The 21,123-nt window shown below is 74.6% G+C and carries 20 protein-coding genes; 13 read left to right on the plus strand and 7 right to left on the minus strand.

The genetic code is table 11. The annotated features are described in order from the left end of the window. Window positions 1-23 precede the first annotated feature (23 nt). Genes WCD58_RS22950 through WCD58_RS22960 form a run of 3 tightly spaced genes read left to right on the plus strand, consistent with a single transcriptional unit; the run spans window position 24 to window position 5,407 of the window. On the plus strand, window positions 24-1,502 hold the full coding sequence (locus WCD58_RS22950; RefSeq protein WP_337705399.1) for a GMC family oxidoreductase: 1,479 nt from the start codon (window positions 24-26) through the stop codon (window positions 1,500-1,502). 33 nt (window positions 1,503-1,535) lie between these two features. After that, window positions 1,536-2,030, plus strand: coding sequence for a (2Fe-2S)-binding protein (locus tag WCD58_RS22955; RefSeq protein ID WP_337705400.1), 495 nt, complete (start codon window positions 1,536-1,538; stop codon window positions 2,028-2,030). Beyond that, on the plus strand, window positions 2,027-5,407 hold the full coding sequence (locus WCD58_RS22960) for a molybdopterin cofactor-binding domain-containing protein (protein ID WP_337705401.1): 3,381 nt from the start codon (window positions 2,027-2,029) through the stop codon (window positions 5,405-5,407). Before WCD58_RS22955 ends, WCD58_RS22960 begins: the two co-directional genes overlap by 4 nt. On the opposite strand, the gene WCD58_RS22965 is transcribed toward WCD58_RS22960, so the two are convergent. The 3 genes from WCD58_RS22965 to ypfJ all read right to left on the minus strand — a co-directional run bounded on the left by WCD58_RS22965 (window position 5,404) and on the right by ypfJ (window position 7,732). Then, window positions 5,404-6,192 carry an alpha/beta fold hydrolase gene (locus WCD58_RS22965; RefSeq protein ID WP_337705402.1) on the minus strand — a complete coding sequence of 263 codons (789 nt, stop codon included), beginning with the start codon at window positions 6,190-6,192 and terminating at the stop codon, window positions 5,404-5,406. The two genes, WCD58_RS22960 and WCD58_RS22965, sit on opposite strands and share 4 nt — an antisense overlap. A gap of 45 nt (window positions 6,193-6,237) precedes the next feature. After that, window positions 6,238-6,615, minus strand: a complete 378-nt coding sequence (locus WCD58_RS22970; protein ID WP_337705403.1) for a hypothetical protein — start codon at window positions 6,613-6,615, stop codon at window positions 6,238-6,240. Between the two features lie 97 nt (window positions 6,616-6,712). After that, on the minus strand, window positions 6,713-7,732 hold the full coding sequence (ypfJ, locus tag WCD58_RS22975; protein ID WP_337705404.1) for a KPN_02809 family neutral zinc metallopeptidase: 1,020 nt from the start codon (window positions 7,730-7,732) through the stop codon (window positions 6,713-6,715). Between the two features lie 59 nt (window positions 7,733-7,791). Here ypfJ and WCD58_RS22980 point away from each other — a divergent pair, with 59 nt between their 5' ends. The 3 genes from WCD58_RS22980 to WCD58_RS22990 all read left to right on the plus strand — a co-directional run bounded on the left by WCD58_RS22980 (window position 7,792) and on the right by WCD58_RS22990 (window position 10,236). Continuing rightward, window positions 7,792-8,376 carry a P-loop nucleotide/nucleoside kinase family protein gene (locus WCD58_RS22980; RefSeq protein WP_337705405.1) on the plus strand — a complete coding sequence of 195 codons (585 nt, stop codon included), beginning with the start codon at window positions 7,792-7,794 and terminating at the stop codon, window positions 8,374-8,376. Further along, complete coding sequence (locus WCD58_RS22985; RefSeq protein ID WP_337705406.1) at window positions 8,349-9,758, plus strand: flavin-containing monooxygenase; 1,410 nt, start codon at window positions 8,349-8,351, stop codon at window positions 9,756-9,758. Before WCD58_RS22980 ends, WCD58_RS22985 begins: the two co-directional genes overlap by 28 nt. A 262-nt stretch (window positions 9,759-10,020) precedes the next feature. Beyond that, a complete protein-coding gene (locus tag WCD58_RS22990; RefSeq protein ID WP_337705407.1) occupies window positions 10,021-10,236 on the plus strand; it encodes a hypothetical protein in 216 nt (71 codons plus the stop codon). Here WCD58_RS22990 and WCD58_RS22995 read toward each other — a convergent pair. Further along, the gene (locus WCD58_RS22995) at window positions 10,212-10,610 is read right to left on the minus strand and encodes a DUF4190 domain-containing protein (protein ID WP_337705408.1); all 399 of its coding nucleotides are present in this window, start codon (window positions 10,608-10,610) and stop codon (window positions 10,212-10,214) included. The genes WCD58_RS22990 and WCD58_RS22995 overlap by 25 nt on opposite strands. Before the next feature lie 63 nt (window positions 10,611-10,673). Next, a complete protein-coding gene (locus WCD58_RS23000; RefSeq protein WP_337705409.1) occupies window positions 10,674-12,479 on the minus strand; it encodes an FAD-dependent monooxygenase in 1,806 nt (601 codons plus the stop codon). A gap of 48 nt (window positions 12,480-12,527) precedes the next feature. Between WCD58_RS23000 and WCD58_RS23005 the strand changes: the two genes are divergently transcribed. The 5 genes from WCD58_RS23005 to WCD58_RS23025 all read left to right on the plus strand — a co-directional run bounded on the left by WCD58_RS23005 (window position 12,528) and on the right by WCD58_RS23025 (window position 17,827). After that, window positions 12,528-13,262, plus strand: coding sequence for an IclR family transcriptional regulator (locus WCD58_RS23005; protein WP_337705410.1), 735 nt, complete (start codon window positions 12,528-12,530; stop codon window positions 13,260-13,262). A 141-nt stretch (window positions 13,263-13,403) separates the two neighbouring features. Then, the gene (locus tag WCD58_RS23010) at window positions 13,404-14,093 is read left to right on the plus strand and encodes a class II aldolase/adducin family protein (protein ID WP_337705411.1); all 690 of its coding nucleotides are present in this window, start codon (window positions 13,404-13,406) and stop codon (window positions 14,091-14,093) included. Then, the gene (locus tag WCD58_RS23015) at window positions 14,090-15,541 is read left to right on the plus strand and encodes an aldehyde dehydrogenase family protein (protein ID WP_337705412.1); all 1,452 of its coding nucleotides are present in this window, start codon (window positions 14,090-14,092) and stop codon (window positions 15,539-15,541) included. The genes WCD58_RS23010 and WCD58_RS23015 overlap by 4 nt, the downstream gene beginning before the upstream one ends. A gap of 16 nt (window positions 15,542-15,557) precedes the next feature. Next, window positions 15,558-16,700, plus strand: a complete 1,143-nt coding sequence (locus WCD58_RS23020) for an LLM class flavin-dependent oxidoreductase (protein WP_337705413.1) — start codon at window positions 15,558-15,560, stop codon at window positions 16,698-16,700. Window positions 16,701-16,720: 20 nt separating this feature from the next. Beyond that, complete coding sequence (locus tag WCD58_RS23025; protein ID WP_337705414.1) at window positions 16,721-17,827, plus strand: uroporphyrinogen decarboxylase/cobalamine-independent methonine synthase family protein; 1,107 nt, start codon at window positions 16,721-16,723, stop codon at window positions 17,825-17,827. Here the strand turns inward: WCD58_RS23025 and WCD58_RS23030 are convergent. Beyond that, window positions 17,809-18,834, minus strand: a complete 1,026-nt coding sequence (locus tag WCD58_RS23030; RefSeq protein WP_337705415.1) for a phosphotransferase family protein — start codon at window positions 18,832-18,834, stop codon at window positions 17,809-17,811. The genes WCD58_RS23025 and WCD58_RS23030 overlap by 19 nt on opposite strands. 34 nt (window positions 18,835-18,868) lie before the next feature. On the opposite strand from WCD58_RS23030, the gene WCD58_RS23035 reads away from it, so the two are divergent. Both WCD58_RS23035 and WCD58_RS23040 read left to right on the plus strand, forming a co-directional pair. Next, window positions 18,869-19,612 (plus strand): SDR family NAD(P)-dependent oxidoreductase, encoded by a 744-nt coding sequence (locus WCD58_RS23035; protein ID WP_337705416.1) that lies wholly within the window; start codon window positions 18,869-18,871, stop codon window positions 19,610-19,612. A 29-nt stretch (window positions 19,613-19,641) separates the two neighbouring features. Continuing rightward, entirely contained in the window at window positions 19,642-20,007 is a 366-nt protein-coding gene (locus tag WCD58_RS23040) for a VOC family protein (RefSeq protein ID WP_337705417.1), read from the plus strand. A 4-nt stretch (window positions 20,008-20,011) separates the two neighbouring features. Here WCD58_RS23040 and WCD58_RS23045 read toward each other — a convergent pair whose 3' ends face one another. Further along, window positions 20,012-20,962, minus strand: coding sequence for a YihY/virulence factor BrkB family protein (locus WCD58_RS23045; protein ID WP_337705418.1), 951 nt, complete (start codon window positions 20,960-20,962; stop codon window positions 20,012-20,014). Between the last annotated feature and the right edge of the window lie 161 nt (window positions 20,963-21,123).

Below are 21,123 nucleotides of genomic sequence, written 5' to 3' on the forward strand. Positions count from 1 at the left end.
CCACCACCCTCGCGGAGGACCTCATGAGCACTCCCCGCTCGGCCGACTACGTCGTCGTCGGCGCCGGCACCGCCGGATGCGTCGTCGCCCGCCGCCTGCTGGAGAGGACCGGGGCCACCGTCGTGGTCGTCGAGGCGGGCGGCTCGCCCGACGGGATCGCCTCGTCGACCGATCCCGCGCGCTGGGTGGAGAACATCGGGGCGCCCCACGACTGGGCGTACTCCTACGGGCCGGAGGAGCACCTCGACGGCCGCACGCTGTTCCTGTCGCGGGGCAAGGTGCTCGGCGGGTCGGGCAGCACGAACGCGCTGGTCTGGGTGCGGGGCCACCGCGCCGACTACGACGGCTGGGCGGCGGGCGGCGCCACCGGCTGGAGCTACGACGAGGTGCTGCCGTACTTCGAGCGGGCCGAGACCGTCGACGTCGAGCAGACCACCGACCTGCACCCCGTCGCCCGGGCCCTGATCGAGGCCGGCGTCAGCTACGGCATGCCCTACCTCGACGACATCAACGTCGCGGAGCCCCTCGGCGCCGGGCCGATCACCATGGACGTCGCGGGCGGGCAGCGCACCAGCACGTGGACCGGGCACCTGCGGCCCGTGCGCGACGACGAGCGCCTCACGCTGCTGACCGGCGTCGAGGTGACCGGGCTGTGCCTGCGCGGCGAGCGGTGCACCGGGGTCCGCGTGCAGACCGCCGAGGGCGACGTCGAGATCCGCGCCGACCGGGAGGTCGTGCTCTGCGCCGGGTCGATCAACACCCCGCGCCTGCTGCTCTCCTCGGGAATCGGCCCGGCCGCGCAGCTCCGGGAGGTCGGCGTCGACCCGGTGCTCGACCTGCCCGGCGTCGGCGAGAACCTCCAGGAGCACCCGATCATCGCCGGCCTGTGCTTCGAGGCCGCGGAGCCGCTCCCCGCTCCCACGCACAACCTCGAGGGCTCCATGGCGTTCTGGCACAGCGCCCCCGAGGTGGCGGTCCCCGACCTGACCTACGTCTCGGTGCAGATCCCCTACGTCTCCGCCGAGGTCGCCGCCACCCACCCGGTGCCGGCCAACGCCTTCGTGCTCGCGCCCGGTCTCATGTCGGTGCGCAGCCGCGGGCGCCTGCGCCTCACCGGGAACGGCGGGCTCGACATCGTCGCGAACATGCTCGCCGACCCCGCCGACCTGGAGGCCGCCGTCGCCGGCGTCGAGATCGGCCTGGAGCTCGCCGACCAGCCGGCGTTCCGCAAGCTCGTCACCCGCCGGGCCGCGCCGGGCGCGGCCACCGACCGCGCGTCGCTCACCGCGTTCGTCCGCCAGGCGGCGATGCCGTACTTCCACCCCGTCGGCACGTGCGCGATGGGCACCGGCGACGCCGCGGTCGTCGACCCGCAGCTGCGGGTCCGCGGCCTCGAGGGCCTGCGTGTCGCGGACGCCTCGGTGATGCCGGCCATCACCTCGGCCAACACCAACGCCCCGACCGCGATGATCGCGGAGAAGGCCGCCGACCTCATCGCCTGAGCACGGCCCAGCAGCACCGGGAGACCCACCACCATGTCCCAGCCCCACACGCTCGTCGTCAACGGCGAGACCGTCGAGGTCGACGCGATCACGATGGCGGGGATGCCCTCGCTCGCCACGGTCCTGCGCGAGCGGCTCGGCCTGACCGCCGCCAAGGTCGCCTGCGGGCGCGGGGAGTGCGGGGCGTGCACCGTGCTCGTCGGCGGGCGCCCGGTGATGGGCTGCATCACCCCGGCGCTGCTGGTGCGCGAGCCGGTGGAGACCAGCGAGGGCCTCGCCGCCGAGAGCGCGGACGTGCGCGCGTGCTTCGCCGACACGGGCGCGTTCCAGTGCGGCTTCTGCACGCCGGGCCAGGTGGTGCACGCGACCGCCCTGCTGCGGGCCGGGCTGCCGCCGGGCGAGGAGGAGCGGCACGCGCACGTGCGGCACGCGCTGTCGGGCAACATCTGCCGCTGCACCGGCTACCAGGCGATCGTCGAGTCGGTCTGCACGGTCGCGGACGCCCGAGAGGCGGTGTCGGCGTCGTGAGCGGCTGGATCGGGGCCCGCGTCCGCCCCATCGACTGGGACGACCGCAGCGCGGGCCGGACGCGGTTCACCGCCGACCTGCCCGGTGAGCACCTCGTCGGCGCGATCCTGCGCTCGCCGCACGCCTACGCGGAGATCCGCGCGATCGACACCGCGGCGGCGCGGGCGCTCCCCGGGGTGCACGCGGTGATCACGGCCGCGGACTTCGCGCCCGGCGCGCGGTACGTGCACCGCGGCGGCCCGCTCTCGGACCGCCCGCCGCTGGCCGACGGCGTGGTGCGCCACGTCGGGCAGGAGGTCGCCGCCGTCGCCGCGGAGACCCCGGAGCAGGCGCTCGCCGCGCTGCGCGCGATCCGCGTGCGCTACCGGCCGCACCGGGCGCCGCTCACCACCGACGAGGCCCGCGCGCCCGGGGCACGGCGCCTGCACGAGCGCACCACCGACGAGGCGAACGTCAGCATGCGCCTCGACACCGTCTGGGGTGACCCCGACGCCGGCCGGGCCGCGGCGAGCGTCGCCGTCAGCGGCAGCTTCTCCTACCCCAGCGTCTCCCACGCCGTCATGGAGCCCAACACCACGCTCGCCGCCTGGGACGCCGCGCGCGGCCGCGTGGAGCTGTGGACCTCGACGCAGGCGCCCTGGTTCATCGCCAAGGAGGTCTCGCAGCTGCTCGGGATCGCGCACGACGACGTCGTGATCCGCGAGGTCGCGGCGGGCGGCGGCTTCGGCAGCAAGTCGAAGGCCTCGGAGCACGAGGTGCTCGCCGCGGCGCTGTCCCGCGCGGCCGGGCGCCCGGTGCTCGTCGCGCTCACGCGCGAGGAGGAGCTGGGCGCGAACAAGCCGCGCCACCGCTTCGCGACGTCGCTGCGCACCGAGGCCGACGCCCACGGGGTGCTGCGGGCGCTCGACGCCGACGTCGCCGTCGACAACGGCTCGTACAACCACATGGGCACCTCGGTGATGCGCGTCGGCGTCATCACCCTCGGCTCGATGTACCGGCCCGACGGGGTGCGCTTCACCGCGCGCCTGGTCGACACGGCCACGCAGCCGGGCGGGCAGTTCCGCGGCTACGGGACGCCGCAGGTGTCGCTGGCGATGGAGTCGCAGGTCGACGAGATCGCCGAGCGGCTCGGCATCGACCCGATCGACATCCGCCTGCGCAACCTCGCCCCCGAGCACGCCGAGACGCTGTGCGGCTACCGGGTCGGCACCAACCGGCTCGGCGACTGCCTCGTCGCGGTACGGGACGGCCTCGACTGGGACGCGGCGCGCGCCGCACCCCGGTCACCGGGTCCGGTGTCGCGCGGCTGGGGCGTGGCCGCCGGCTCGCACGGCAGCGGCGCCTACGCCTACGCCCACGCCGACCGCAGCGACGCCGCCCTCGACCTGTTCGACGACGGCCGGGTGCGCGTGCGCCACGGCGGCTCGGACGCCGGCACGGGCCAGAACACGATCCTCGCCCAGATCGCCGCCGAGGAGCTCGGCGTGGACCTCGACGCCGTCGAGGTGCTCTCCACCGACACCGAGCGCACCCCCTTCGAGCTCGGCGCCTGGTCCTCGCGCGGCACGCACATGACGGGCTCGTCGGTCGGGCAGGCCGGCCGCGAGCTCGCCGCCCGCCTGCGCGCGCTCGCCGCCGAGAAGCTCGGCGTCGACCCCGACGACGTCACGCTGGCGGGCGGCCGCGCCCACGCACAGGACCGGGACGTCGAGCTGGGCGACCTCGTCGGCCTCGCCGCCGAGGCCCGCGACGGCGTGCTCAGCCACGAGACCAGCTACCGGCTCGAGGGCACCGAGATGCTCACCCCGGACCGGGACCGGGCCAACCTGTCGCCCAGCTACGCCTTCGCCGCGCACGGCGCGGTGGTGGACGTCGACCGGCGCACCGGCGCGGTGCACGTCGTCGACTACCTCGCCGCGCACGACGTCGGGCGCGCGATCAACCCGACCGCGGTCGAGGGCCAGATCGTCGGCGGGGCCGCGATGGGACTGGGCGCGGCGCTCGGCGAGGACCTCGTGCGCGAGGGCGGCCGCGTCGTCAACAGCACCTACCTGCACTACGCGATGCCGCGCAACGCCGACCTGCCCCGGGTGCGCGCGCACATCGTCGACAACCACGAGGCCGCCGGGCCCTACGGGGCGAAGTCGGTGGGCGAGATGTCGATCGTGCCGCCCGGCGCGGCGGTCGCGAACGCCGTCGCGGACGCGCTCGGGGCGCGGATCCGCGAGCTGCCCATCACGCCGGACAAGGTGCTGACCGCCGTCGCCGAGCAGGAGGGTCGCCGGCGCCGGCACGGGATCTGGCGGCGGCCGTCGCGGTGGTGGGTCGCGGCGATCCGCGCGGCGTACCCGCTGGGCCTGCACCACGTCCTCGACCGCTGGGGCACCCGGCTCGGCCCCGCCCGGCGCGCCCGCTCGCGGCCGCCGGCCGCGGCGCCCGACGTGCACGTGGCCACCGACCTCGGCGACGCGCTGGCGGCGCTGTCCCGGCCCGGGGCCGAGGCCCTGGGCGGCGGCACCGACCTGCTCCCCGACCGCGCGCGGCAGGCCCGGCCCGCCCCGGTGCTGGTCGCGACCTCGGCGGTCACCGAGCTGCGGCGGCTGCAGGTCGACGAGGGTGTGCTGCACGTCGGCGGCGCGGTGACGCTCGCCGAGCTCGCCGCCCACCCCGACGCGCCCGACGCCCTGTCCGGCGCGATCCGGTCGATCGCCTCGCCGCAGATCCGCAACACGGCCACCGTCGCGGGCAACCTCGTGCAGGCCAAGCGCTGCTGGTTCTTCCGCAACGGCTTCGACTGCTACAAGCGCAACGGCGCCACCAGCCCCTGCTACGCGATCCTCGGCGACCACCGCTTCCAGCACGCCGCCGTCGACGCCCACCGCTGCCAGGCGGTCACGCCGTCCGACGTCGGCACCGTCCTGCCCGCGCTCGACGCGACGCTCGTGCTCGTCGGCTCCGACGGGGGCCGCCGCACCGTGGACGCGGCCGACTTCTACACGGGGCCGGGCGAGACGGTGCTCCGCGACGGCGAGCTCGTCGCCGAGGTGCGCATCCCGCTGGTCGCGGGCCGGCGCGCCGCGTTCACCAAGCTCGGGCTCTACACCGGCGACTTCGCGTCGGCGTCGGCCGCGCTCGCCGTGGTCACCGACGAGGAGGGCCGGTGGCAGGACGTGCGGCTCGTCCTCGGCGCGATCGCCCCGACGCCCTGGCGGCTCCGCGCCGTGGAGGCGGCGCTGCGGGGCACGCGACCGGGCGTCGAGGACGTGCGCCGGCTCGTGGACGCCGAGCTCGACCGCCACGCCCACCCGCTGCCGCGCAACGGGTGGAAGCTCGACGCGGCCGCGGGGCTCGTCGAGCAGGCCGTCGAACAGCTCTAGATCGTCGCGAGGAAGCGGGCCACGGCGTCCGCGAACTGCTCGGGACGGTGGTCGACCGAGGGCACGCCCGTGTCCGGGAGCACCTCGGCGACCGCGCCCGGCACCGCGGCGAGGAGCGGGTCGACGTCGGGCAGCGAGAAGGTGTCGTGCTCGCCGCACAGCACGAGCATCGGCGCCCGGACCGCGCCGATGCGGTCCTCCATGCGGTAGTGGTTGACGGCGACGTGGCCCTCCTCGACCCGGTCGATCACCGCGACCGCGTCCCGCACGAGGCGCTCCAGGAGGTCCGGGCGGTCGGCCGGGTAGTAGGGCGCACGGTTGTCCCAGAGCGCGCGCAGGTGCGTGCCGTCGGTGCGGCGCTCGACGTGGTCGATCGGCGGGCGGCCCGTGGCGACCCGCTCGCGGCGCGCGGCGTCGACGTAGGGCATGCCGGAGACGACGAGGGCCCGCACCCGCTCCGGTGCGGCCGCGGCGATCTCGGTGGCGACGACCCCGCCGGTGTGGTGGCCGACGAGCGCGACGCGCTCGAGTCCGAGGGCGTCGCAGAGGTCGAGCAGGCCGGCCGCGAACAGCTCGATGGTCCACGGCCCGGCGGGGCCGTCGGAGAGGCCGAAGCCCGGCGTGTCCGGCGCGATCGCGCGGAACCGCCGCCCGAGCAGCGGGACGACGTCGCGGTACTCGTCGGACGAGCGCGGCGTCTGGTGCAGGAGCAGCACCGGCTCCCCGACGCCCTCCTCCACGTAGTGCACCTGGCCGAAGCGGGTGTCGGCGAATCCGTGGCGCACTGGTGCCTCCCGTGTCCGTACAACGTACGGTCCACGGTACCGGCGTCAGGGTCTGCGAGCGCCCGTGACCTGGCTCTCGGCGAGCATCTCCGGCGTCACGACGTCCAGCGGCGCGGTCGGCTGATGCGTCGCGTAGCGGCGCGGCCTGCCGTCCCGCGGCGGCGGGGTCGTCGCCGGGACGCCGCGGGTGTCGACGGTCGCGAGGATCTCCACCCCGAACGGCCAGCCGGAGCGGCGCGCGGCGCGGGCGGTGTCGGCGAGCTCGTCCAGGCCCCGCCCGGAGACGCCGCCGGCGCTGCGTGGCGCGGGAGCCGTCGGCGCGACCACCTCGACGGGCTCGGGAACCCGGGCCTCGGGAGACGCGGGAGGTTCGGGAGCCTCGGGCCGGCGCCGGCTCGGCTGGCCCTTCCGGTGGTGCCCCATCGCCGACCACTCCCGCCGTGAGTCCGCCCGCCGCCGTCACCGGGGAGAACGAGCGACGTCGTGCGGGGCAACGCCTCGCCGGGCGATCCCTGCCGGATCAGCCGAGGTCGTTGGTGCGGAAGGTGTCGCAGCGCCGCGGGTCGCCGGTGGTGTAGCCGGTGGTCAGCCACTTCTTGCGTTGCGCCGACGTGCCGTGGGTGAACGAGTCGGGGTTGACGGTCCCGCCGCCGAGGCGGCCCTGGATGTAGTCGTCGCCGATGCGCTGGGCGGCGTCGATCGCGGCGTCGAGGTCGGCCTGGGTGACCTCGGTGATGAACGCGGGCCGCCCGTTCGACGGCGTGGCCGCGTGGTTCATCCACACGCCCGCGTAGCAGTCGGCCTGCAGCTCGAGGCGCACCGCGTCCGACGTCGCCCCCTGCCGCGAGCGGACGGCCGCCTCGGTCCCGAGCTGGTCCTGCACGTGGTGCCCGTACTCGTGGGCGAGCACGTAGGCGTTGGTCAGCCCGCCGCCCTGCGCGCCGAACTGCGACTTCAGCTGGTCGTAGAACGTCAGGTCGATGTACACGAGGTCGTCGGCGGGGCAGTAGAACGGCCCGGCGCTGGAGTCGGCGCGCCCGCAGCGGGTGTTCACCGCGCCGGAGAAGAAGACAGTGTCGGCACGCTGGTAGGTCGGCTGCGCGCCGCGGGTGACCGACGCGACCTGCGCGTACCCGCCGCCCGCCCAGTACGCCTGGATCGAGTTGATGTCCGCGACGATCGCGCAGTCGGGGTTGGTGTTGGCGTCCGCGCCGGTGCGGCACTCGCTCGCGAGCTCCGACGTCCCGGCCACCGGCGGGCCGCCCGGCTCGCCGAAGCCGCCCGCCACCGACGACGACGTCCCCGAGGAGCCGGTGAGGTAGGGCAGCGCGATGAACCCGACCACCACGACCAGGATGACGACCCAGCTGACCTTGCCGCTGCGCCCGCGGAACAGCAGGCCGATCAGCAGCGGCAGCAGGCTGCCCATCCCCCCGCCGCCGCCCCCGCCCAGTCCGCCGAAGCCCGCCCCGCCGCCGCCCTGGCCCCGCTGGTCGGTGACCTCCGACGCGTCGAGCTGGGCGTCGTCCTCGTAGCGCATGCGCCGATCCTGGCGCAGGAGCGCCCTCCGCGTCGCGTCCCGCCTGCGAGGCTGGGGGTGTGACGGCGGATGTGTGGATCGTCGGCGGGGCCCCGGGCGCCGGGAAGAGCACGGTCGCCGACCGGCTGATCGCCCTGCTCTCCCCCGCCCCGGCGCTGCTCGACAAGGACACGATGTACGGCGACTTCGTCGCGGCGGCCCTCGACGCCGCCGACCGGGATCCCGGCGAGCGCGAGGGCCCCTGGTACGACGAGCACGTCAAGGCCCACGAGTACGCGGGGATGACCGCCGTTGCGCGCGAGATCCGGTCGCGCGGGTGCCCGGTGGTGCTCAGCGCCCCGTTCACCGGGCAGATCCGCGACCCGGCGCGCTGGGCGGCGTGGGTCGCCGAGCTCGGCGGCAACCCCGTGCGCCTCGTGTGGGTCTCCTGCGACCCGGCGACGCTGCGGCACCGGATCGAGGCCCGGGGACGCCCGCAGGACGCGGGCAAGCTCGCCGCGTTCGACGCCTTCGTCGCCCGGATGCTCCCCGACACCCCGCCGCCCGTGCCGCACCTCGCGATCTCCACCGCCGCGGACGTGTCGATCGACGATCAGCTGCGCCAGAATCTCGCTCCATGGGTGACGAGCTCGACGTCGTCGTGATCGGCGCCGGCGTCACCGGGCTGGCCGCGCTGCACCTGCTGCGCTCGGGTGGCCTGCGGGTGCGGGCGTTCGACGCCGCGGACGACGTCGGCGGCGCCTGGTGGTGGCACGGCTACCCCGGCTCGCGGCTCGACACCGAGGGCCCGGCCTACCAGTACTTCTTCTCCGCCGGCCTCGTCCGCGACTGGGGCTGGAGCGAGCGCTACCCCGCTGGCTACGAGGTGCTGCGCTGGCTGCGGTTCGTCGCCGACCGCCTCGACCTGCGCCGCGACATCACGCTCTCGACGCGCGTCGTCGCCGCGGCGTTCGACGAGCAGCGCGGCCTCTGGAGCGTGCGCACGGAGCACGGCGCGACGGTCGACGCGCGGTTCGTCGTCGCGTGCACGGGGCTGCTCCCCGGGCCCGCCGAGGCACTGCCCGGTGTCGACGGCTTCGCCGGCACCGTGGTGCGCACGTCGCACTGGCCGGAGAAGGGCCACGACCTGTCGGGACGGCGGGTCGGCCTCGTCGGCGTCGGGACCGCGGGCGTGCAGCTGGTGCCGCGGATCGCTGCCGAGACCGCGCACCTGACAGTGTTCGCGCGCGACCCCGTCGCCGTCGTCCCGCGGTCGAACCCGGTGTACGGCTGGGTCGAGCGCGACGCCTACCGGGCCCGGTTCGACGAGCTGCGCGCGACGCTCCCGCGCACCCGCACGGGCGGCGAGGACGAGCGCGGAGCGGGCGACCCCGCGACGCTCTACGCCGACGGCTCCCGGCGGCTGTGGTTCGGCGCACCGCCCGACCCCGAGGTCGCGGCGTACGTCCGCGCGGCGATGACGTCGCGGCTCGGTGACCCCGCTCTGGCCGCGGTGCTCGTGCCGACCGACGACGACGCGCCGACGACGCTCGACGCGGGGTTCCTCGAGGCGTTCGCGCGCGACGACGTCGACCTCGTCGACCTGCGCGTCGACCCGGTCGTCGCCGTCCGCGCCGAGGGCCTCGAGCTCGCGTCCGGCGCCGTGCACGAGCTCGACGTCCTCGTGCTCGCCGAGGAGTACGACGCGGGTCCGCCGGCGCTCCACGGGATCGACGTGCACGGGCGCGACGGCCGGTCGCTCGCCGACGCGCCGGGCGCCGTGCTGGGGCTGGGCGTGCCGGGGTTCCCGAACCTGTTCACCACCGCGGAGCCGCCGGCCCCGACCTCGCGCTGGGCGGTGATGACGACGGTGCGCCAGCACCAGGCGGAGTGGATCGCCCGGGCGATCCGGGACCTCGACGCCGCGGGGGGCACGACGATCGAGGCGGTGTCGGCCGGCGAGGCGGGGGTCGACGGTGTCGGCGACTACGTGGCGCGGTGCGAGCAGGAGGCGTCGGCGGGCTACCCGTCGTTTCGGCGGGCCTGACGAGGAGGCGCTCTCTTCGAGGAGAACGCTTCGGAAATCGGAGCGTTCTCGCGGCGGCGCGCCCCGGGGTTCTGACCGAAGGGCCCCTTCGCTCGCATAGATGAGCGAGGGTCACCCTCCGCCAACGCAGATGATCACCGCCGCCCGAGGTGCGCGCCGACCGGATTCTGAGCGAAGGGGCCCTTCGCTCGCATAGATGAGCGAGGGGAACCCTCCGCCGGAAAGCCGCGCCGGGTCGTCGCCGGCGAGGGGCACGTTGGGCATGATCGGCTCGAGGTCCGCGCTGCGGACGGTGCCCCTCGCCGGCCCCCGACCGCGATGCTTCGGAAATCGAAGCGTTCTCGCGAAAGAGCTCGGCTCCTACGAGGCGGGCGACCAGACGCAGTCGCCGTGGAACTCGATCTGCCCGTCGCCCGCCCGCACCGTGGTGTACGCCGGGCCCTCGTTCGTGCTCTACGGGCTGCCGATCGTGGAGTAGCTCGTGCCGGAGTTCGCCTCGCTGACGGCGCCGGCCCACCCGATCGCCCACAGCATGCAGATCAGGAGCCCCAGCGCGCCGAGGACGAGGCCGGCGATCGCGAGCCCGCGACCCGCGCCGCCCTTGCGCGACGCGGCCGTCAGCCCGACGAACGAGAGCACGACACCGACGGGGCAGATCACCCACGACACGATCCCGAGGAACGGGACAAGCGACATGACCATGCTGATGAGCGCCACGACGAAACCGCCGGTGGCGATCCCGTTGGACGGCGGCACCTGCGGGTACGGCGGGTACGGCGGGTACGGCGGGTACGGCGGGTAGTGCTGGTACGGCTGCGGCGGCTGGAAGGGCGGCGGGTACTGCTGCGTCACGGGAACCCCGACTGATCACGTCCTCGACGCCGGTGTCTCGTTCGTCACCGGACGGCCGTTACGTCAGGCCTCGAGGAGCACCCCGTCGAGGAAGGCGGCGAGCTCGTCGCGGGCGTCGAGCGGCAGGACGTGGGCGACGTACTGGTCCGGGCGCACGACCACCACGCACCCGGCGGCGCGGTCGATCCCGCGCAGGTCGAAGACGTCGGCGCGGGCCGGGTCGGGGCAGAACACCTTCTCCTGGTCGACCAGCCCGAACGGGCCCTTGCGCGGCCGGAGCACCGGCGGCAGCTCGCCCACCTCGACGTCCCGGTACCCCCGCGGCAGCACGGCACGGACGTCGATCACCGCGTCCGGGTCGGCGCCGGCGGGGGTGAAGCGCGCGATCACCGACGGCAGGAACGCACACAGGGCGTCGAACCGCTCGCCGCCCCCGAAGACGTACAGCCGCCACGCCCCGTCCGCGCGCGCCGCGTGCCCCAGGTGCATCGGCTTCGCGTCGGCCACCCGCACCACCGGCGCCGAGTGGAACCGCATCCCCACCGGCAGGCCCTGCGCCAGGTGCTGGTGCGCCGCCCCCGACGTGATCATCGAGGGCGCGTACCGGACCGCGACGCCCGCGGTGAACCGGCCCTGGTCGCGGAAGTACCGCTGGAACTTCTCCGGGTCCGCCGAGCGGCCCTCGGGGTGCGCGCTGAACATCGCCGCGAACTCGCGGTCGAAGTCGATGAGCTCCTGCGCGACGGCCTGGCGCTCCGCGGAGTACGTCGCCAGCAGCTCCGGGCGCGCCCGGCCCCGCAGGACGGCGGCGAGCTTCCAGCCGAGGTTCCACGTGTCGGCCATCGACACGTTCATGCCCTGACCGGCCTTCGCGCTGTGGGTGTGGCAGGCGTCGCCGGCGATGAACACGCGGGGATCGGCCGGGTCGTCGTCGAACCGGTCGCACAGCCGCTGGCCCACCTCGTACACCGACCACCAGCCGACGTCGCGCACGTCGATCGCGTACGGGTGCAGGATGCGGTTGGCGACGGCCGTGAGCGTCTCGGGGGTGACGTCGGCCCGGTCGCGGAGGTCGTCGAGCTCGATGTAGAGCCGCACGAGGTAGCCGCCCTCGCGCGGGATGATCAGCAGGCTGCCCGCGCTCGAGGTGATCGCGCTCTTGAGCCGGATGTCGGGGAAGTCGGTGACCGCCAGGACGTCCATGACGCCCCAGGACTGGTTCATCGGGTCGCCCTCGAGGCGCCGCCCGATCGCCTCGCGCACCGCGCTGCGGGAGCCGTCGCACCCGACGACGTAGCGCGCGCGGATCGTCGACCCGCCCAGCTCCACGCGCACCGGGTACTCGCCGTCGCCGACCTCGAGCCCCGTCACCGGGAGCCCGTAGCGCGGCGCGAGCCAGCTCGCCGAGCGCGCCATGTGCTCGCGCAGGAAGGCCAGCATCCGCGCCTGGTTGACGATGAGGTGCGGCATCTCCGAGAGGTCGTCCTCGACGTCGGGGATGCGCCCGGTGCGCACGATGGCCGCGGGGTCCTCCGGGTCCGGGCGCCAGAAGGCGACCTCGTTGACCTGGTAGCCCTCCTCCACGATGCGGCGGGACAGCCCGAACGCCTCGAACATCTCCACCGTGCGGCACGCGACGCCGTCGGCCTGCCCGACCTGCAGCGGGCCGTCGCGGCGGTCGACCACCACGGTCGCGACGTCCGGGAACGCCGCCAGCTGCGCCGCGAGCACGAGGCCCGCCGGACCGCAGCCGACGATCAGCACGTCCGCGGTCGCGGGCAGCCCCTCGGGGCGCTCCGCCACCGCGGGGTGCGGGTCCTCGACGAACGGGTCGCCGGTGCGGTAGCCGCCGAGGTAGAACTGCGCCATCGCTCCGACGCTAGGTGCGTTCTGCTCGGCGACCCCTACTCTTCTGGCGTGCAGAACAAGCCGACCTACGGGATCCAGTCGGTGGACCACGCGCTGCGGCTCGCGGCGGTGCTGCAGCAGGAGGGCCCGCTGCGGGTCAGCGACGCCGCCGAGCGCCTGGGGGTCGCCCGGTCGACGGCGCACCGGCTGCTGGCGATGCTCGTGTACCGCGACTTCGCCGAGCAGGACGAGGACCGCCGCTACGTCGCCGGCCCGGTGCTGCGCCGGCCGGGCGCGCCCGAACCCGTCGCCGACCTGCGCCGGGCCGCGCTGCCGCACCTCCAGGAGCTGACCGAGCGCACCGACGAGACGACGAACCTCCTGGTGGTCGTCGGCGACGAGGCCCGCTTCGTCGCGTCGGTCGAGTGCGACCAGGTGCTGCGCGTCGGCGACCGCGGCGGCCGCGTGCTGCCCGCCCACCTCGCGTCGGGCGGGCGCGCCGTGCTCGCCACGAGGGACGAGGCCGAGGTGCGCGCGCTCTACCCCGACCACGGCCCCGTCGACGTCGACGCCCTGCTGCGCGACCTGCGGCGCACCCGCCGCCAGGGGTTCGCGCTCAACGACCAGCGCACCGAGACCGGGGTGACCGCCATCGGCGCGGCGGTCCCTAGCCCCGGGACAGGAACCGCGGTGTCCGGGGCCATCTCGATCTCCATGCCGACCGCGCGCTACCGGCGCGCGCGCCTCCCCGAGTGGGCGGGCCTGCTCGGCGACACCGCCCGCCGCATCGCGCAGGACCTCTGACGCGCTGCGCCCGCGCCGCGACGCCCGGTGACGCGACAGCAGAACACGGTTCTTCTCAGCAGAATCTCGGCCGGAAACGCCGGGCGGCCGACTACATCTCTCCCCAGAGGAACGTGACCCACATCGCTCCCGGGAGGGCGCATGAACGAGATCGCGGAGCTGGTGGCCACCGCCTCACGCGTGCTCGCCGCGAACGGCCACGACGACCTCATTTGGGGCCACGCCTCGGTGCGCGACCCCGACGGCGGCGGCGCCTGGCTCAAGACCGCGGAGTGGAGCCTCGGCGAGGTGACCGCCGACCGGGTGCACCTGGTCGACGGCGCCGGGACGGTGCGGGACGGGTCGGCGAGCCCTCGCCACAGCGAGTTCCCCATCCACACCGAGATCCTGGCCGCGCGCCCGGACGTCGGCGCCGTCGTGCACACCCACCCACCGCACGCCGTGGCCCTCGCCGCGTCGGGGCAGCCGCTGCAGCCGGTGAGCCACACCGCGACGATGTTCGTGCCGCCCGAGGTCCCGCGCTTCACCGACACCGCCGACCTCATCCTCACCGCGGAGCTCGGCAAGCGCGTCGCGGAGGAGCTCGGCGACCGGAACGCCCTCTTCCTGGTCAACCACGGCATCGTCGCCGTCGGCCCCGACCTGCCGACCGCCGTGGTCACCGCGGTGATCCTCGAGCGCGCGTGCGCCCAGCAGATCCTCACGCGCACCGCGGGCGGCTGGCCGACGTGGTCGCCGCCCGAGGAGGCGCTCGCCAAGCGCGAGCACATCTACAACCCGACCGCGATCGCCGCCGTCTGGGACCACCTCGTGCGGGAGCTGGACCGGTGAACGACACGAGCATGCTCATCGGCGGCAAGCTCCGCCCGGCGTCCGACGGCAGCGTCCTCGACGCCCTGAACCCCGCGACCGGCAACCGTCTCGGGACCATCCCCGACGCCACCGCCGCCGACGTCGACGACGCCGTCGCGGCCGCCTCCTCGGCGTTCGCGACCTGGCGGCGCAGCACGCCCGGCGAACGGTCCGCGCTGCTCACCACGCTCGCCGACGTCGTCGCACAGCACGCCGACGAGCTCGCGCGCCTCGACGCCGACGACAACGGCTCGCTGTACCGCGAGATGCGCCGCGACGTCGACATGGCGGTCTTCTACCTGCGCTACTACGCGGGCCTGACCCTCCAGCTGCACGGCGACACCGTCCCGAGCGAGCCCGGGACGCTGACGTACTCGGTGCGCCGGCCCTACGGCGTCGTGGGGCGGCTGATCCCCTTCAACCACCCGCTGATGTTCGCGGCGTCGAAGATCGCGGCCCCGCTCGCCGCCGGCAACACCGTGGTGATCAAGCCGAGCGAGCACACGAGCCTGTCGGCCCTGCGCCTCGGCGAGCTCGCCGCCGACGTCGTCCCGCCGGGCGTGCTCAACGTGGTCACGGGCACGGGCGCGCGCTCCGGCGACGCGCTCGTCGCCCACCCCGACGTGCGCCGCCTCGCCTTCACCGGCTCCGCGGCCACCGGGCGCGCGATCCAGCGCCGCGCCGCCGAGGTGTCGATCAAGACGGTGACCCTGGAGCTCGGCGGCAAGAACCCGCTCGTCGTCTTCCCGGACGCCGACCTCGACGTCGCCGTCGCGGCCGCGGTGCGCGGCATGAACTTCACCTGGCAGGGCCAGTCGTGCGGCTCGCTCTCGCGCGTGGTCGTGCACCGCGACGTCCACGACGCGTTCGTCGAGCGCCTCGCCGCGAGGGTCGGCGCCCTGCGGCCGGGCCTGCCCGACGACCCCGACGCCGACACCGGCGCGATCGTCAACGCAGGCCAGCTCGAGAAGGTGCTGTCCTACGTGCGCCTGGGACAGGACGAGGGCGCCCGGCTCTGCACCGGCGGCGACCGGGTCACCGACGGCGGGCTCGCGGACGGGCTGTTCGTGCGGCCCGCGGTGTTCGCCGACGTCGACCCGGGCTCCCGCCTGGCCCAGGAGGAGATCTTCGGCCCGGTGCTGGCGGTCATGCGGCCCTTCGCCGACGCCGAGGAGGCCCTGCGCATCGCCAACGCGACGAGCCTGGGCCTGACCGCCAGCGTCTTCACCCGCGACCTCGGCACCGCGCACCGCTTCGCCGAGGACCTCGAGGCCGGCTACGTCTGGGTCAACGAGGTCGGGCGCCATGTCCCCGGCACGCCGTTCGGCGGCGTCAAGGACAGCGGGATCGGCCGCGAGGAGGACCTCGACGAGCTCTTCTCGTACACGCAGCTCAAGAACGTGCACATCAACTACGGACACCTCTGACCCTGGCGAGGACCGCATGACCACGACCGAGACGCGCGCCGACCAACTGCGTGCGGCGAAGCACCCCGTCTACAACGACCGCAAGCTGCACCTCGGCACGTTCTCGACGAACCTGTCCGGCGGCTGCTCGATCTCCACCGTCGAGGGCGCGCTCGAGGCCACCTGGGAGAACACCTCGACGCTCGCGCAGATGAGCGACGAGATGGGGTTCGAGGCCCTCGTCCCGGTCGGCCGCTGGCGGGGTTTCGGCGGGCCGACGAACTTCAACGGCACCGGGTTCGAGTGCTTCACGTGGGCCGCGGGCATCGGCGCGACGACGAAGGACGCCGGCGTCTTCATCACCTCGCACGTCCCGACCATCCACCCGCTCATGGCCGCGAAGCAGGCCGCGACGGTCGACCACATCACGAACGGCCGCGTCGCCCTCAACATCGTCACCGGCTGGCACACGCCCGAGATCGAGATGTTCGGGGCGGCCCAGCTCGAGCACGACAAGCGCTACGACATGTCTCAGGAGTGGTTCGACGTCGTCACGAAGCTGTGGACCGCCGAGGAGACGTTCGACTACGAGGGCGAGTTCTACAAGGTCGTCGACGCCCGCATCTCGCCGCTGCCCGTGCAGTCGCCGTACCCCGTGACGATGAACGCCGGCAGCTCGCCGAAGGGCCGGCACTTCGGCGCCCGCAACTGCGACGTCGTCTTCGCGTCCTCCGACATCAAGAACCAGACCCCGGAGGGCATGAAGGACAAGGTCAACCAGTTCCGCGAGCTGGCCCGCACCGAGTACGGGCGCGAGATCCAGGTCTGGATCAACGCCTACATCGTGCAGGGCGACACCGAGGCCGACGCCCAGCGGTTCCTGCACCACTACGTCGACGAACTCGGCGACTGGGAGGCGGCGTCGAACCTCGTCACCTCGCTCGGCGTGAACTCGCAGTCCTACGACCTGTCGACGATCGAGGACATGAAGCGCCACTTCATCGCCGGCTGGGCGGGCTATCCGATCGTCGGCACCGGCGAGCAGATCGTCGGCGCGCTGAGCGACCTCGTCGCGACCGGCCTCGACGGCATCATCCTGTCGTTCCCGCGGTACGTGCAGGACATGCAGCGCTTCCAGCAGGAGGTCTACCCGATGATCGTCGAGGCGGGCCTGCGGTGAGCGGTGGTCCGCTGGACCGCGTGCGCGTCGACAGCGTCGGCAGCCTGCTGCGCCCGCCGGTGCTGGAGGAGGCGTTCGCGCGCCGGCGCCGCGGCGAGATCGACGCCGGGGGGCTGCACGCGGCGCAGGACGAGGCGGTCCGCGACGTCGTCGGCACCCAGGAGAAGGTGGGACTGCCGGTGGTCGTCGACGGCGAGTACCGCCGCTCGACGTTCATGGACAGCTTCGCCGACGTCGCCGGGTACGCCGACCTCGCCGCGAACCTGTGGGCCGCGCACGCCCGCCGGACCCTCGACGCCGCCGACGGCGACCGCGCCGAGGCCCCCTCGGCGTCCAGCGCGACCGTCGCCACCGAGCCCCTGCGGCTGGTGCACAACGCTCCGCGCGCGGAGTTCGCGTTCGCGCAGGCCTGCACCGAGGTCCCGGTGAAGTCCACGATCCTCGGGCCCGACCGCGTGTTCCAGACCCTCGACGTCGAGGGCTCGCGGGCGGTCTATCCCGACCCGTGGGCGTTCCTCGACGACGTCGTCGCCGTCGAGCGCGACATCGTCGCGGGCCTCGTCGACGCGGGCTGCCGGTACGTCCACGTCGACGCGCCGGGCTTCACCGCCTACGTCGACCCGCCCTCGCTGGACCGTCTGCGGGCCCGCGGTCTCGACCCGGCCGACGTGCTCACCCGCACGCTCGCCGCCGAGAACGCCGTGGTGCGCGACTTCCCCGGCACCACCTTCGGGCTGCACGTGTGCCGCGGCAACGAGCAGGGCCACTGGCACCGCGAGGGGCACTACGACCCGATCGCCGAGCAGGTGTTCTCCGAGCTCGCGCACGACCGGCTCCTGCTCGAGTACGACACCGAGCGCGCCGGCTCCTTCGCGCCGCTGCGCTTCGTGCGGCCCGGGACGACGGTGGTGCTGGGCGTGGTCAGCACGAAGTCGGCGCGGGTCGAGACGGTCGACGAGGTGGTCGCCCGCGTCGAGGAGGCGGCGCGGTACGTGCCGCTCGACCGGCTCGCGATCAGCCCGCAGTGCGGGTTCGCGTCGACGATCGAGGGCAACGACCTGACGTCGGACCAGCAGTGGCGCAAGTTCGAGGTGCTGCTGGAGGCCGCTCAGCGGCTCTGGGCCTGAGCGATCCGCCGGCGCGCCTGGTCGATCAGGCTCCGCGCCGAGGCGTGCATGCGCGCGCCGACGTCCTGCGGGGCCTTGCCGGCGCACGCGCGGGCGTGGGTGCCCTCGAGCAGGACGCCGAGCTTGAAGCACGCCAGCACCGCGTACCAGGGCACCACCGCGGGGTCGGTACCGGTGAGCTGCGCGTAGCGCGCGACCAGCTCGTCCTCGCCGGCCAGGCCGTCGACGGGCGCCCAGCCCAGGTTCGTGCCGCTCACGGGCCAGGTGGCGAGCAGCCAGCCGAGGTCGAGCAGCGGGTCGGCGACCGTCGCCATCTCCCAGTCGACGATCGCCGTCACGGTCGCGCCGTCGGGGTCGAACAGCACGTTCGCGAGGTGGTAGTCGCCGTGCGCGAGCGCGGGCGGGCCGGACTCGGGACGGTGGCGCTCGAGCCAGTCGGCGACGTCGGCGGTGTCGTCGCCGAAGCCCGGGTAGCCGTCGACCTCGCGGTAGCGGGCGAGCTCGTCGCGCCAGCGCGGCACCTGGCGCGCGAGGAAGCCCTGCGGGTTGCCGACGTCGCCCAGCCCGACCGCCTCGACGTCGACGGCGTGCAGGGCCGCGAGCGCGTCGACCATCGCCGGGCCGAACCCGTGCCGCAGACCGGCGTCGGCCTCCTGCGCCGGCGAGACGCCGGTCGCGACGTTGACGCCCGGCACCTCGGCCATCGCGTAGACCACGCGCCCGGGCAGCACCCCGTCGGCGGGGGCGGTGGCGAGCAACCGGGGGTGCGGGACGTCGGTCGTCGCGAGCGCGCCGAGCACGCGGATCTCGCGTTCGATCGCCGCGTTGCTGCCTCTCCGCAGGTGCCGGGGCCCGCTGCGCACGACGACGCGCCGGTCCGGCGCCATCGCGCGCACCATGAGGTTCTGCGTGCCGCCGGCGAGCGGCTCGACGGTCCACGGTGCGTCGCCGAGCCCGGCGGACGACAGCCACGCGACGACGGCGTCGGTCTCCTCGCGTGCCAGCATGCGTCCCATCATCACCACGGGGGACGGGCCACGCATGGGCAGGTTCGGGAACAGGGTCGTCGTCGTCACCGGGGGCAGCCGGGGCATGGGCCGGGCGATGGTGCGGGCGTTCGCCGCCGAGGGCGCGTCCGTGGTGATCGCGAGCCGTAAGCTCGACGCGTGCCGGCAGCTGGCCGTCGAGGTCGAGCAGCAGTACGGCGTTGGGGCGCTGCCGGTCGCCTGCAACGTCTCGCGCTGGGACGACTGCGACGCGCTGGTCGACGCCGTGGACGAGGCGTTCGGCCGGGTCGACGTGCTGGTCAACAACGCCGGGCTCTCGCCGCTCTACCCGGCGCTGGACGAGGTGTCCGAGGGGCTGTTCGACAAGGTCCTCGGCGTCAACCTCAAGGGCCCGTTCCGCCTGTCGGCCGCGCTCGGGACGCGGATGGTGGCGGCCGGCGGCGGCGCGATCGTCAACATCAGCTCGGTCGCGGCGATCCGCCCGGGGCCCTCCGAGCTGCCCTACGCGATGGCGAAGGCCGGACTCAACACGCTCACCGAGGGGCTGGCGCAGGCGTTCGGCCCGGCCGTGCGGGTCAACGCCGTGCAGGCCGGCCCGTTCCGCACCGACATCTCGACGGCGTGGACCCCCGAGGTCGTCGGGGCCTTCGAGCGCAGCACCGCCCTGGGACGGATCGGCGAGCCCGAGGAGGTCGTGCCCGCCGTGCTGTACCTCGCCTCGGACGATGCGTCGTTCACCACCGGCGCGGTGCTGCGCGTGGACGGCGGGATGCCCTGAGGGGGACGGGCTCGCTAGCGTTGCGGCCCGTGCCGCCCTCCCGCGCCCGCCTGGCCGCCGTCGCGCTCGACGCCCGCGAACCGGAGGCGCTGGCGTGGTTCTGGTGCGCCGCGCTGGGCTCCTCGGTGGTGCGCCGGTGGGACGACGCGCACGGCACGTCCTACGTCGAGGTCGGGCTCGTCGGCGAGGTCGTGCTGCTCCTCCAGCACGTCGCCGACCGGAAGGCCGGCAAGAACCGCCTGCACCTCGACGTCGCCGCGCCCGGCGACCAGCAGGCGGAGGTCGAGCGGCTCGTCGGCCTCGGCGCGCGGGTGATCGACGAGGCGCCCGACCACCCGTGGGTGGTGCTCGCCGACCCCGAGGGCAACGAGTTCTGCGTGCTGCCGCCCCGCTGACCGGCTACGCGTCGACCGCGTCGTCGGCCTTCGCCGCGCCGCGCTCGCCCATGGGCTGCGGCTCGCCGCGGGTGGTGTCGCGCTCGGTCTGGTACTCGGCCTCGGAGTTGATCTCGGCGCCGAGCAGCACGATGTAGCTGGTCAGGTAGAGCCACAGCAGGAACACGACGATGCCGGCGAGCGTGCCGTAGGTCTTGTTGTAACTGCCGAAGTTGTCGACGTAGAAGCTGAACGCGATGCTGCCGACGACCCACAGCACGGTCGCGATCACCGACCCGGGCGTCACCCAGCGGAAGCGCGGCGCGTCACGGTCGGGCGCGACGCGGTACGCCACCGCCAGACCCACGACGACGAGCCCGACGAGCAGCACCCAGCGCACGACCTGGCCGAGGACCTGGCCCGCCGTGCCGAGGCCGTCGAGCAGGACCGGCGCCACGGCGACCAGGGCGACCGCGACGACGACGAACACGACGGCGCCCAGCGTGAGGGCGAGCGCGATGGCGCGAAGCTTCACCGCGCCGCGGCCCTCGGTCTCGTCGTAGGCGATGTTGATCGCCGCCATGAGGTTCTGCGTGCCGCTCGAGGCGCTGAACAGCGCGGCGAGGATCGAGATGATCAGCCCGAGCGTCAGGCCGCCGTTGCTCGCGCCCACGACCGATCCGATCTGGTCGGCCACGAGGCTCTGCGCGCTCGCCGGCAGTGCCCCGCTCAGCCCCTCGATCGTCGAGGCCACCTCCGCCGGGTCGGCCACGAGCCCGTAGAGCGACACGAGCGCGATGAGCGCCGGGATGAGGGCGAGGAAGCCGAAGAACGCCACCCCGCCGGCGAGCATGCTGACGTTGTCGGCGCTGCTCTCCCGGAACGCGCGGCGCACGATCTGCCACCACCCGCGCGCGGGCACCTGCTGCGGGGACGCGGCGTGGGCTCCCGGTACGGCGTCGGTCGTCTGGGCCACGAGGCCTCCTGGGGTCCTGCGGTGCGGCACGCGTCACTGACGCCGCCGCTGGTACCCGCTGCGTGGCCTCCTCCATCACCGATCCGTGTCGCGAATCCCGCCCGACCGGGCGGTAGCGGCCGAACGGGTGACGACGCGGTTTCCGGCGAGACCGATCGGGC

The organism is Actinomycetospora flava, assembly GCF_037400335.1.
GTDB lineage: Bacteria > Actinomycetota > Actinomycetes > Mycobacteriales > Pseudonocardiaceae > Actinomycetospora > Actinomycetospora flava.